Annotated in this window: 8 protein-coding genes; 7 read left to right on the forward strand and 1 reads right to left on the reverse strand. The window is 75.5% G+C overall.

Going from position 1 to position 12,285, the window contains the following annotated elements:
* The first annotated feature begins 71 nt into the window (after window positions 1-71).
* The 7 genes from IE271_RS17815 (at window position 72) to cobI (ending at window position 11,428) form a co-directional block, all read left to right on the forward strand.
* Window positions 72-1,073: a cobalamin biosynthesis protein gene (locus tag IE271_RS17815; protein WP_190191325.1), complete on the forward strand. Its 1,002-nt coding sequence runs from the start codon at window positions 72-74 to the stop codon at window positions 1,071-1,073.
* Window positions 1,070-2,590 carry a cobyric acid synthase gene (locus tag IE271_RS17820; RefSeq protein ID WP_190191326.1) on the forward strand — a complete coding sequence of 507 codons (1,521 nt, stop codon included), beginning with the start codon at window positions 1,070-1,072 and terminating at the stop codon, window positions 2,588-2,590. The genes IE271_RS17815 and IE271_RS17820 overlap by 4 nt, the downstream gene beginning before the upstream one ends.
* On the forward strand, window positions 2,587-6,237 hold the full coding sequence (gene cobN, locus IE271_RS17825; protein WP_190191327.1) for a cobaltochelatase subunit CobN: 3,651 nt from the start codon (window positions 2,587-2,589) through the stop codon (window positions 6,235-6,237). The genes IE271_RS17820 and cobN overlap by 4 nt, the downstream gene beginning before the upstream one ends.
* Before the next feature lie 169 nt (window positions 6,238-6,406).
* On the forward strand, window positions 6,407-8,458 hold the full coding sequence (locus IE271_RS17830) for a putative cobaltochelatase (RefSeq protein ID WP_190191328.1): 2,052 nt from the start codon (window positions 6,407-6,409) through the stop codon (window positions 8,456-8,458).
* Window positions 8,458-9,057 carry a cob(I)yrinic acid a,c-diamide adenosyltransferase gene (cobO, locus tag IE271_RS17835; protein ID WP_190191329.1) on the forward strand — a complete coding sequence of 200 codons (600 nt, stop codon included), beginning with the start codon at window positions 8,458-8,460 and terminating at the stop codon, window positions 9,055-9,057. Before IE271_RS17830 ends, cobO begins: the two co-directional genes overlap by 1 nt.
* Entirely contained in the window at window positions 9,054-10,694 is a 1,641-nt protein-coding gene (locus IE271_RS17840; RefSeq protein WP_190191330.1) for a cobyrinic acid a,c-diamide synthase CobB, read from the forward strand. Before cobO ends, IE271_RS17840 begins: the two co-directional genes overlap by 4 nt.
* Window positions 10,679-11,428 carry a precorrin-2 C(20)-methyltransferase gene (gene cobI / locus IE271_RS17845; RefSeq protein WP_373308781.1) on the forward strand — a complete coding sequence of 250 codons (750 nt, stop codon included), beginning with the start codon at window positions 10,679-10,681 and terminating at the stop codon, window positions 11,426-11,428. The genes IE271_RS17840 and cobI overlap by 16 nt, the downstream gene beginning before the upstream one ends.
* Window positions 11,429-11,505: 77 nt before the next feature.
* Here the strand turns inward: cobI and IE271_RS17850 are convergent, their stop codons facing one another.
* Window positions 11,506-12,234: a ZIP family metal transporter gene (locus tag IE271_RS17850; RefSeq protein ID WP_190191332.1), complete on the reverse strand. Its 729-nt coding sequence runs from the start codon at window positions 12,232-12,234 to the stop codon at window positions 11,506-11,508.
* Window positions 12,235-12,285: the final 51 nt, after the last annotated feature.

Consider the following 12,285-nt stretch of genomic DNA (forward strand, 5'->3'; position numbering starts at 1 on the left):
GTGCGGCCACCTGCCACGGACCAGTTCGCCGAGCACCGGAGCACGGCCCGGACCAGCGGCGGGCTGACGCCGTGCGTGCCGATCGCGTCTACGCGTACGGTGCCGCCGCCGGCCTCCTCGGGGACCTGCTCCTCGGCGATCCCCGCCGAGGCCACCCGGTCGCCGTGTTCGGCCGTGCCGCGGGCGCCGTGGAACGAGAGCTGTGGCGGGACCACCGCGGATGGGGCGCGCTGCACACCGCGGTGTGCGTGGGCGCCGCCGCCGGGAGCGCCGCGCTCGCCGCGCGGGCCGTCCGCACCTCCCCCGTAGCGTCCGTCGCGCTGACCGCCGCCACCACCTGGGCCGTCGTCGGCGGGACCTCGCTGGGCCGCGAGGCGCGGGCCGTGGGCGCCGCGCTCGCCGCCGGGGACGTGGAGGCCGCCCGCGCGCGGCTGCCGCACCTGTGCGGGCGGGACCCGCAGGCGCTGGACGAGGCCGGGATCGCGCGGGCCGTCGTGGAGTCGGTCGCCGAGAACACCTCCGACGCCGTCGTGGGCGCCCTCGTCTGGGGCGCCGTGGGCGGCGTGCCGGGGCTCGCGGCCTTCCGCGCCGTCAACACGCTCGACGCCATGGTCGGGCACAGGTCGCCCCGGTACCGCCGCTACGGCTGGGCCTCCGCCCGCCTCGACGACGTGGCCGGCTGGCCGGGCGCCCGGCTCACCGCCGCCCTCGCCGCCGCGGCCGGCGGGAACCCGCTCGGCGCCGTGCGCGCCTGGCGGGCCGACGCCCGCAGGCACCCGAGCCCCAACGCGGGCCCGGTCGAGGCCTCCTTCGCCGGCGCGCTGGGCGTACGGCTCGGCGGCACCCTCTCCTACGGGGGCCGCGTCGAGCACCGGCCCGTGCTCAACGGCGGGGGCCGCGCCGTGGAGGTGGCGGACATCGAGCGGGCCGTGCGGCTCTCGCGCCGCGTGGGCTGGCTGGCCCTCGCCGCGAGCGCCGGCGCGCGGCTCGCCGCGGGCGCGTACGCGAGGAGGACCGCCGGACGGTCCGGAGCGGTGCGAGGAACACGAGGAGCACGAGGAGGGGGAGCATGAGCGGCGAGAGCGGCGGCGGCCTGCTGGTCGCGGGGACGACGTCCGACGCGGGCAAGAGCGTGGTCACCGCGGGGATCTGCCGGTGGCTGGTGCGCCGGGGCGTCAAGGTGGCGCCCTTCAAGGCGCAGAACATGTCCCTGAACTCCTTCGTCACGCGCGAGGGCGCCGAGATCGGGCGGGCCCAGGCCATGCAGGCCCAGGCGTGCCGGATCGAGCCCACCGCGCTGATGAACCCCGTCCTGCTCAAGCCCGGCAGCGACCACAGCAGCCAGGTCGTGCTCATGGGCAGGCCCGTGGGCGAGATGAGCGCGCGCGGCTACCACGGCGGGCGCCGGGAGAAGCTGCTCGGGACGGTGCTGGAGTGCCTGGCCGAGTTGCGGGGCACGTATGACGCGGTGATCTGCGAGGGGGCGGGCTCACCGGCCGAGATCAACCTGCGCCGGACCGACATCGTGAACATGGGGATCGCCCGGAACGCGCGCCTGCCCGTCCTCGTCGTCGGCGACATCGACCGCGGCGGCGTCTTCGCCTCCTTCTTCGGCACCCTCGCGCTGCTGAGCCGCGAGGACCAGGCGCTGGTCTCCGGGTTCCTGGTCAACAAGTTCCGCGGCGACGTGTCGCTGCTGACGCCGGGCCTGGACATGCTGGAGGACCTCACCGGCCGCCCCTCGTACGGCGTGCTGCCCTTCCGGCACGGCCTCGGCATCGACGAGGAGGACGGGATGGCGGTGTCGCTGCGCGGTGCCGTGCGCGAGTCGGAGACCGCCCCGCCGGCCGGCGAGGACGTCCTGCGCGTCGCCGTCTGCGCGATCCCGCTGATGTCCAACTTCACGGACGTGGACGCGCTGGCCGCCGAGCCGGGCGTGCTCGTGCGCTTCGTGGACCGGCCCGAGGAGCTGGCCGACGCCGACCTCGTCGTCGTCCCCGGCACCCGCGGGACCGTCCGCGCGCTGGCGTGGCTGCGCGAGCGGGGCCTCGCGGACGCGATCCTGCGGCGCGCCGCCGAGGGGCGGCCCGTGCTCGGGATCTGCGGCGGCTTCCAGCTGCTCGGCGAGCACATCGAGGACGAGGTCGAGTCGCGCGCCGGCCACGTCGACGGGCTCGGCCTGCTGCCCGTGCGGGTGCGGTTCGCCCGTGAGAAGACCCTGACCAGGCCGGTGGGCGAGGCGCTCGGCGAACGCGTCGAGGGCTACGAGATCCACCACGGCCTCGCCGACGTGCTGGGCGGGGAGCCCTTCCTGGACGGCTGCCGGGTCGGCGCCGTCTGGGGCACGCACTGGCACGGCTCGCTGGAGTCCGACGGATTCCGGCGCGCCTTCCTGCGCGAGGTGGCGGCCGCCGCGGGCCGCCGCTTCGTGCCGGCCGCCGACACGTCGTTCGCCGCGCTGCGCGAGGAGCGGCTGGACCGGCTCGGCGACCTGATCGAGGAACACGCGGACACGGACGCGCTGTGGCGGCTCATCGAGTCGGGCGCGCCGCGAGGACTGCCCTTCATCGCACCGGGAGCGCCCGCATGAGCACTGTGCTGTTGTTGTCGACCGCCGACACGGACCTGCTGGCGGCCCGTGCCTCCGGCGCCGCCTACCGGATCGGCAACCCGACCCGGGTGGACGTCGCCGAGGAGCTGCCCGCGCTGGTCGAGGGCGCCGACCTGGCCGTCGTACGGCTCCTGGGCGGCAAACGCGCCTGGGAGGACGGGCTCGCCGCGCTGAAGGCGTCCGGCGTCCCGACCGTGCTGCTGGGCGGCGAGGCCGTGCCCGACGCCGAACTGATGGCCGAGTCGTCGGTCCCGGCGGGCGTGGTCGCCGAGGCGCTGCGGTACCTCGTCGAGGGCGGCCCGGACAACCTCGCCGAGCTGGCCCGGTTCCTCTCCGACACCGTGCTGCTGACCGGCGAGGGCTTCGAGGAGCCGCGGAAGATGCCGGAGTACGGCGTCCACGGCGGGCGCGCCGTCCTGGACGGCCGCCCCACCGTCGGCGTGCTCTTCTACCGCGCCCACGAACTCAGCGGCAACACCGCCTTTGTCGACACGCTGTGCGACGCGATCGAGGAGAAGGGCGCCAACGCGCTGCCCGTGTACTGCGGTTCGCTGCGCGGCGCCGACCCGGGCCTGTACGAGCTCCTCGGCCGGGCCGACGCGCTGGTCGCCACCGTGCTCGCGGCGGGCGGCACGCACGCCTCGGACGCCTCCGCGGGCGGCGACGAGGAGGCATGGGACGTCGGCGCGCTCGCCGAGCTGGACGTCCCCGTGCTCCAGGGCCTGTGCCTGACCTCCTCGCGCGCCGCGTGGGAGGAGTCGGACGCCGCCCTGTCCCCCATGGACGCGGCGATGCAGGTCGCCATCCCGGAGTTCGACGGACGGCTGATCACGGTTCCCTTCTCCTTCAAGGAGCAGGGCCCCGACGACGTGCCGGTGTACGCCGCCGACCCCGAGCGGGCGGCGCGCGTCGCGGGCATCGCCGTGCGCCACGCCCGGCTGCGGCACAAGCCGAACGCCGACAAGAGGCTCGCCCTGGTCTTCACCGCGTACCCGACGAAGCACTCGCGCGTCGGCAACGCGGTCGGGCTCGACACGCCCGCCTCGGCGGTGCGGGTCCTCGACGCCCTGCGGGGCGCCGGGTACTCCGTCGAGGGGTACCCCGACAACGGCGACGAGCTGATCCACCGGCTGATCGAGGCCGGCGGCCACGACGTGGAGTGGCTGACGGAGGAGCAGCTCGCCGCGGCCCCCGCGCGCGTGCCGCTCGCCGACTATCGGGCCTGGTTCGACGAGCTCGACCCGGAGCTGAAGGACGCGATGCTCCAGGCGTGGGGCGAGCCGCCGGGCTCCCTGTACGTCGACGGCGACGACATCGTGCTGGCGTCCCTGCAGTTCGGGAACGTCGTGGTGATGATCCAGCCGCCGCGCGGCTTCGGCGAGAACCCCATCGTGATCTACCACGACCCCGACATGCCGCCGTCGCACCACTACATGGCCGCGTACAGGTGGCTGGAAAACAGTTTCGGCGCCGACGCCATCGTGCACATGGGCAAGCACGGCACGATGGAGTGGCTGCCCGGCAAGGGCCTCGGCCTGTCCGGCGGCTGCGCCCCGGACGCCGTCCTCGGCGACCTGCCGCTCGTCTACCCCTTCATCGTCAACGACCCCGGCGAGGGCACCCAGGCCAAGCGCCGCGGCCACGCCACCGTCGTCGACCACCTCGTGCCACCGATGGCCCGCGCCGACACCTACGGCGACCTGGCCAAGCTGGAGCAGCTCCTCGACGAGTACGCGCTGGTCTCCGACCTGGACCCGACGAAGGCCCCGGCGGTCCGCGCCCAGATCTGGACGCTGGTCAAGGCGGCGGAACTCCACCACGACCTGCACGTCGACGACCAGCCGGACGACGACGACTTCGACGAGTTCGTCATGCACATCGACGGCTACCTGTGCGAGATCAAGGACGTGCAGATCCGCGACGGCCTGCACGTCCTGGGCGGCGGCCCGGTCGGCGAACCGCGCGTCAACCTCGTCCTCGCCGTGCTGCGCGCCTCGCAGGTGTGGGGCGGGCAGGCGAACGCGCTGCCGGGCCTGCGGGCCTCCCTCGCCGAGCACTTCGGGCTGGTGGAGAAGGAGCTGCTCGCGGAGCCGGGCGCGCCGGTGAAGGTACCGGTCGAGCTGTCCGACCTGGTCGAGGGCCCGTCCCGTACGGCCGCCGACGCGATCGACCTGCTGGAGCAGCTGTGCCGGCGGGTCGCGGAGGGCATGGAGGAGCGCGGGTGGGACGCCGCCGCCGTCCCCGCGCTCGTCCGCGAGGTGTTCGGCACCGAGCTGCCGGACGCGGTCGCCGTGCTGGAGTTCGCCTGCACCGAGGTCGTGCCCCGCCTGGAGCGGACGACCGACGAGATCGGCAACGTCCTGCGGGCGCTCGACGGCGGCTACGTCCCCGCCGGGCCGTCCGGATCGCCCACCCGCGGCCTGGTCAACGTCCTGCCGACCGGCCGCAACTTCTACTCCGTCGACCCCAAGGCCATCCCGTCCCGACTGAGCTGGGAGGTCGGCCAGTCCCTCGCGGACTCGCTGGTCCAGCGGTACCTGCAGGACACCGGGGAGTACCCGAAGTCGGTCGGCCTGACCGTCTGGGGCACCTCCGCGATGCGCACCCAGGGCGACGACATCGCGGAGATCCTGGCGCTGCTGGGCTGCCGCCCGGTGTGGGACGACGCCTCGCGCCGCGTCACCGGCTTCGAGGTCGTGCCCCTCCAGGAGCTGGGCCGCCCCCGCATCGACGTCACCGTCCGCATCTCCGGCTTCTTCCGCGACGCGTTCCCGCACGTGGTGGGCCTGATCGACGACGCGGTGCGGGCGGTGGCGGAGCTGGACGAGCCCGCCGAGCAGAACTACGTCCGCAAGCACGCCGACGAGGACACCGCCGAGCACGGTGACCGGCGGCGCGCGACCGCCCGTATCTTCGGCTCCAAGCCGGGCGCGTACGGCGCGGGCCTGCTGCCGCTGATCGACGCCCGCAACTGGCGCTCGGACGCCGACCTGGCCGAGGTGTACGCGGTGTGGGGCGGCTACGCCTACGGGCGCGGCCTGGACGGGCGCGCGGCCCGCGGCGACATGGAGACGGCGTTCCGGCGGATCGCGGTGGCCGCGAAGAATGTCGATACGAGAGAACATGACATCGCGGACGCCGACGACTACTTCCAGTACCACGGCGGCATGGTGGCGATGGTGCGCCACCTGACGGGCGAGAGTCCCGAGGCCTACGTGGGTGACTCGGCCACACCGGACCAGGTCAAGACCCGCACCCTGGGCGAGGAGACCCACCGCGTGTTCCGCGCGCGCGTGGTCAACCCGCGCTGGATGAACGCGATGCGTAGGCATGGCTATAAGGGTGCGTTCGAGATGGCGGCGACCGTGGACTACCTCTTCGGCTACGACGCCACGGCGGGCGTGGTCGACGACTGGATGTACGAGAAGTTGTCGGCCGAGTACGTGTTCTCGCCCGAGAACCAGGAGTTCATGCGGAAGTCCAACCCCTGGGCGCTGCGCGGCATCACCGAACGACTGCTGGAGGCGGCGGACCGCGGGCTGTGGGCGGAACCGGACCAGGAGACCCTGGACCGGCTCCGGGCGACCTACCTCGAACTCGAGGGAGACCTGGAGGGGGACGAGTGACCTTCCCGCAAACCCCCGCGTCGGCGGGGAGCAAGTCATCCCACGCAGAGCCCACGGGTTCGACTTCGGATCATCCCCGCGTCGGCGGGGAACAGACCACCACCTTGATCGGCCTTCGGTCCGACCACGAGCCGCTCTTCCCCAAGTCACCCGAAGGAGTGATCGCAGCGTGAGCACGCCCTATCCGTTCACGGCCGTCGTCGGACAGGACGACCTGCGGCTGGCGCTGCTGCTGAACGCCGTCTCGCCCGCGGTGGGCGGCGTGCTGGTGCGCGGCGAGAAGGGCACCGCGAAGTCCACCGCCGTGCGCGCGCTGTCGGCGCTGCTGCCCGCGGTCGACGTCGTGCCCGGGTGCCGGTTCTCCTGCGACCCCGCGGCGCCGGACCCGGCGTGCCCGGACGGGCCCCACGAGGCCGGTCCCGGCGCCATCCGCCCCGCCCGCATGGTCGAGCTGCCCGTCGGCGCCTCCGAGGACCGGCTCGTCGGCGCGCTCGACATCGAGCGGGCGCTCTCGGAGGGCGTGAAGGCCTTCGAGCCGGGCCTGCTGGCCGACGCGCACCGCGGCATCCTTTACGTGGACGAAGTCAACTTGTTGCACGACCATCTGGTCGACCTGCTTCTCGACGCGGCCGCCATGGGCGCCTCCTACGTCGAGCGCGAGGGCGTCTCCGTGCGGCACGCCGCCCGGTTCCTGCTGGTCGGCACCATGAACCCGGAGGAGGGCGAGCTGCGCCCGCAGCTGCTCGACCGGTTCGGGCTGACCGTCGAGGTCGCGGCCTCGCGCGAGCCCGACCAGCGGGTGGAGGTCGTCCGGCGGCGGCTCGCGTACGACGACGACCCGGAGGGCTTCGCCGCGCGCTTCGGCGCGGACGAGTCGGCGCTGCGGGCGCGGATCGTGGCGGCCCGCGCGCTGCTGCCGTCCGTGCGGCTCGGCGACGGCGCGCTGCGGCAGATCGCGGCGACCTGCGCGGCCTTCGAGGTCGACGGCATGCGCGCGGACATCGTGATGGCGCGCACGGCGACCGCGCTGGCCGCCTGGGCGGGGCGTACGGACGTGCTCGCCGAGGACGTCCGGCAGGCCGCGCTGCTGGCGCTGCCGCACCGGCGCCGCCGCAACCCCTTCGACGCGCCCGGCCTGGACGAGGACAAGCTCGACGAGACGCTGGAGCAGTTCGGCTCCGGCGAGGACGGGGACGGGGACGACGACCCGGACCCGGACGGGCCCGGTGGCGGCGGGCGGCCGCCGCAGGACGGTCCCGACACGTCCGGGGGACCGCAGGACGGACAGGACGCGGCCGACGCCCCGGCGGACGGTGACACTGGCGCGCGGCCCGAGGCCGGCGAGGGCGGGTCCCCGCAGGCCTCCGGCGGCGAGCAGCAGCCCGCCCGGGCCGCGGACCCCTTCCGTACGAAGGTGCTGACCGTGCCGGGCCTGGGCGAGGGCACCGCGGGGCGGCGCTCCCGCGCGCGCACCGAGCACGGCCGGACCACGGGCGCCCGGCGGCCGCGCGGCGCGCTCACCAAGCTGCACCTGGCGGCGACCGTGCAGGCCGCGGCCCCGCACCAGCGGGCGCGCGGCCGGTCGGGCCGCGGCCTGGTGGTGCGCCGGGACGACCTGCGGCAGGCGGTGCGGGAGGGGCACGAGTCCAATCTCGTGCTGTTCGTCGTGGACGCGTCCGGGTCGATGGCGGCCCGGCAGCGCATGGGCGCGGTCAAGGGCGCCGTGCTGTCGCTGCTGCTCGACGCCTACCAGCGGCGGGACAAGGTGGGTCTGGTGACCTTCCGGGGCTCGGCGGCCGACGTGGCGCTGCCGCCCACCTCCTCGGTGGACGCGGCGGCGACCCGCCTGGAGTCGCTGCCCACGGGCGGCCGGACGCCGCTCGCGGCGGGGCTGCTGAAGGCCCACGACGTGCTGCGGGTGGAGCGGCTGCGCGATCCGGCGCGCCGCCCGCTGGTGGTCGTGGTGACGGACGGGCGGGCCACCGGCGGGCCGGAGCCCGTCGCGCTCGCCGGACGCGCGGCACGGCTGTTCGCGGCCGACGGGGTCGCCTCGGTCGTCGTGGACTGCGAGTCGGGGCCGGTGCGCCTGGGCCTCGCCGGGAAGCTCGCCGGCGAGCTGGGCGGCACCGCCGTGACGCTGGACGAACTGCGGGCGGACTCGATCGCCGGGCTCGTGAGGGACGTACGGGACGCGCAGGGCGTGTCGAAGAGGGCCGCGTAATGCCGCAGGGGAAGCCGAGCGTCGTGCCGGACGACGGTCTGACGACGCGTCAGCGGCGCAACCGCCCGCTCGTCGTCGTGCACACCGGCGTCGGCAAGGGCAAGTCGACGGCCGCCTTCGGGCTCGCGCTGCGCGCCTGGAACCAGGGGTGGCCGATCGGGGTGTTCCAGTTCGTCAAGTCGGCGAAGTGGAAGGTCGGCGAGGAGAACGCGCTGCGCGTGCTCGGGGCCTCCGGCGAGGGCGGCACCGTCGACTGGCACAAGATGGGCGAGGGCTGGTCCTGGGTCCAGCGCGACGCGCAGATGGACAACGAGGAGAAGGCCCGCGAGGGCTGGGAGCAGGTCAAGCGCGACCTGGCCGCCGAGACGTACCGGCTGTACGTGCTGGACGAGTTCGCGTACCCGATGCACTGGGGGTGGGTCGACACCGACGAGGTGATCGACGTGCTGCGCGACCGGCCCGGCACCCAGCACGTGGTGATCACCGGTCGGAACGCGCCGGGGAAGCTGGTGGACTTCGCGGACCTCGTCACCGACATGTCGAAGGTCAAGCACCCGATGGACGCCGGCCAGAAGGGCCAGAGGGGCATCGAGTGGTGACGTCCGTCCCCCGGCTGGTCGTCGCCGCGCCCTCCTCGGGCAGCGGCAAGACCACCGTCGCCACGGGGCTGATGGCCGCGTTCGCCGCGCGGGGGCTCGCCGTGTCCCCGCACAAGGTCGGACCGGACTACATCGACCCCGGGTACCACGCTCTCGCCACCGGGCGCGTCGGGCGCAACCTCGACGCGTACCTGTGCGGGCCGGAGCTGGTCGCGCCGCTGTTCGCGCACGGCGCGCGCGGCTGCGGCCTGGCCGTGGTCGAGGGCGTGATGGGGCTGTTCGACGGGGCCGCGGGCCAGGGCGGGCTGGCGTCCACGGCGCACGTGGCGAAGCTGCTGCGGGCGCCCGTGGTGCTCGTCGTCGACGCCTCGTCGCAGTCGCGGTCGGTCGCCGCGCTGGTGCACGGCTTCGCGTCCTGGGACCCGCAGGTGCGGGTCGCCGGGGTGATCCTGAACAAGGTGGCGTCCGACCGGCACGAGGAGCTGCTGCGGGAGGCGCTGGACGAGTCCGGTGTCCCGGTGCTCGGCGTGCTGCGGCGCGCGGAGCGGGTGCACACGCCGTCGCGCCACCTGGGCCTGGTCCCGGCCGCGGAGCGGCACGGCGAGGCCGTGGCGGCCGTGGCGGAGCTGGCGGAGCGGGTGCGGGCCGGATGCGACCTGGACGCGCTGCTGGCCCTGGCGCGCAGCGCGCCCGCGCTGCCGGACGCGCCGTGGGACCCGGCTGCGGCGGTCGCCGGGGCGTTCCCGGCACCCGGCGCAGGGGACCCGGCCGCCGGGCCCGGAGCACAGGACCGCGGGGCCGCCGGGCCCGGCCCGGCGCACGCCGGTGAGCGGCGCCCGGGCGCCGACGGCGGGCCCTGCACGGCCGCGGACGGGCGTCCGGCGCGTACGGAGGGCCGTCCGGCGGCGGGCGGCGGGCGGCCGGGGTCCGCGGGCGGACGTCCGGCAGGCGCGGACGGGCTCCCGGCGTACGCCGGGCCGGCCGGCGCGGGCGGGTACCAGCCCGTGGCCGGCGGACGGCCGGGGTCCGCGGGCCGTCCCGTCGTCGCCGTCGCCGGCGGGCCCGCCTTCACCTTCTCCTACGCCGAGCACGCCGAGCTGCTGGCCGCCGCCGGCGCCGAGGTCGCCGTCTTCGACCCGCTGCGCGACGAGGCGCTGCCCGAGGGCACGCGCGGGCTGGTGATCGGCGGCGGGTTCCCCGAGGTGTACGCGACCGAGCTGTCGGCCAACGAGCCGCTGCGCAAGGCGGTGGCCGACCTGGCGGCGGCCGGCGCGCCCGTCGCCGCCGAGTGCGCCGGCCTGCTCTACCTCACCCGCGAACTGGACGGGCACCCCATGTGCGGGGTGCTCGACGCCACCGCGCGCATGACCGGGCGGCTCACGCTCGGCTACCGCGACGCCGTGGCCGTCGGCGACAGCGTGCTGGCCGCCGCCGGCACCCGGATGCGCGGGCACGAGTTCCACCGGACCGCCGTCGAGCCCGGCGCCGGCGCGGCCCCCGCCTGGGGCGTGCGCACGCCCCGGCCGCGGACCGAGGGTTTCGTCCAGCGGGGTGTGCACGCGAGCTACCTGCACACGCACTGGGCCTCCGCGCCCGGCGCCGCCCGCCGTCTTACCGAAAGGTGTGTCACGTCATGAGCGAGGGCTACAGGCTGGTCGGGGTCGGTGTCGGGCCCGGGGATCCCGAGCTCGTGACCGTCAAGGGCGTCAACGCCCTGCGCGCGGCGGACGTCGTCGTCGTGCCCGTCATGGACACCGGCGAGCGCGGGCGCGCCGAGGCGACCGTGCTGCACTACGTACCGCAGGAGAGGATCGTCCGGGTCGTCTTCGCGCTCAACGAGCGGTCCGACCGGGCGCGCCGCGAGGCCGCCTGGGACGCGGCGGGCGAGCGTGTCGCCGCGCTGCTGCGCGCCCACGGCACGGTCGCCTTCGCCACCATCGGCGACCCCAACGTGTACTCGACGTTCACCTACCTGGCGCACACGATCGCCCGGCTGGTGCCGGGCACCGAGGTCGCGACCGTACCGGGCATCACCGCGATGCAGGACCTGGCCGCCCGCTCCGGCGCCGTGCTGACCGAGGGCACCGAGCCCCTGACGCTGGTCCCGGTCACCGCCGGGGCCGCCGTCCTGAAGGACGCGCTGAACGGGCCCGGCACCGTGGTCGCGTACAAGTTCGGGCGGCTCGCCGAGGACGTCGCCGCGGCGCTGCGCGAGACCGGGCGCCTGGACGACGCCGTGTGGGGCTCGGCGCTCGGCCTGGACGGTGAGGACATCCGTCCGGCGGCGGAGCTCGACGGCGGTCCGCTGCCGTACCTGTCGACGCTGATCGCGCCCGCGCGGCGCGACGGGAGTCGGGGCGGGAAGCTGTGAGCGCCCCGGCCCGGCCGGCACGGCGCGGGGCCGCGGGAGCCGTCCGCGGCCCCGGCCCGCACCGTCCCGCGGGCGGCTCAGTGGGCCACGCCCACCACCAGCCAGATGAACGCCGCCCCGGCGACCGTGCACAGCAGGGTGGACCGGGCGGGGTGCTCGTGGTGCGCCTCGGGCAGGATCTCGGCGGCCGCGAGGTAGAGCAGCGCGCCGCCGAAGAGGCCGAGATAGCCGCCGAGCCACTGCTCCGGGATGGTGAACGCCAGGGTCGAGGCGGCGCCCGCGACGGGTGCGACGGCGTCGGCGGCCAGCATCACCAGCGCCTTGCGCCGCGCGTTGCCGTACAGGCTCGCCAGCGTGTACGTGTTGAAGCCGTCCGCGAAGTCGTGGGCGACCACCGCCAGCGCCACCGCGACGCCCATGCTCTCGCCCACCTGGAAGGCCGCGCCGATCGCGATGCCGTCCATGGCGCTGTGGGCGACCATGGCGGCCGCCGCGGTGAGGCCCACCTCGGGCGCGCGGTGGCCGTGCTCGTCGCCGCCGTGGCCCGCCCGGCGGCCGGTGAGCAGCCGTTCCACCAGATGGGCGAGGAGGAACCCGGCGACGAACAGCAGCAGCGCCGCCGGGACGCCGAACACCTCGCCGCCCGCGGCCTCCAGCGCCTCGGGCAGCAGGTCCAGGCCGACCACGCCGAGCATCAGGCCGCCGGCCAGCCCCAGCACGAGGTGGCGCCGGTCGGTGACGCGCTGCGCCGTCCAGCCGCCGGCCAGCGTCATCAGGAACGCGCCGAGCGCGACGAACACCGCCATACGTTCTTGCTAACCGATCACCCCGTGTTCACGCATGTCCGCACCCCCGCC

It is taken from the genome of Streptomyces minutiscleroticus (assembly GCF_014650875.1).
Classification (GTDB): Bacteria; Actinomycetota; Actinomycetes; order Streptomycetales; family Streptomycetaceae; genus Streptomyces; species Streptomyces minutiscleroticus.

Excerpts from the sequence above, each read along its gene's own strand:
- IE271_RS17850 (WP_190191332.1), bottom strand. The coding sequence starts at position 12,234 with ATGGCGGTGTTCGTCGCGCTCGGCGCGTTCCTGATGACGCTGGCCGGC.
- IE271_RS17820 (WP_190191326.1), top strand. The coding sequence starts at position 1,070 with ATGAGCGGCGAGAGCGGCGGCGGCCTGCTGGTCGCGGGGACGACGTCC.
- cobN (WP_190191327.1), top strand. The coding sequence starts at position 2,587 with ATGAGCACTGTGCTGTTGTTGTCGACCGCCGACACGGACCTGCTGGCG.
- cobO (WP_190191329.1), top strand. The coding sequence starts at position 8,458 with ATGCCGCAGGGGAAGCCGAGCGTCGTGCCGGACGACGGTCTGACGACG.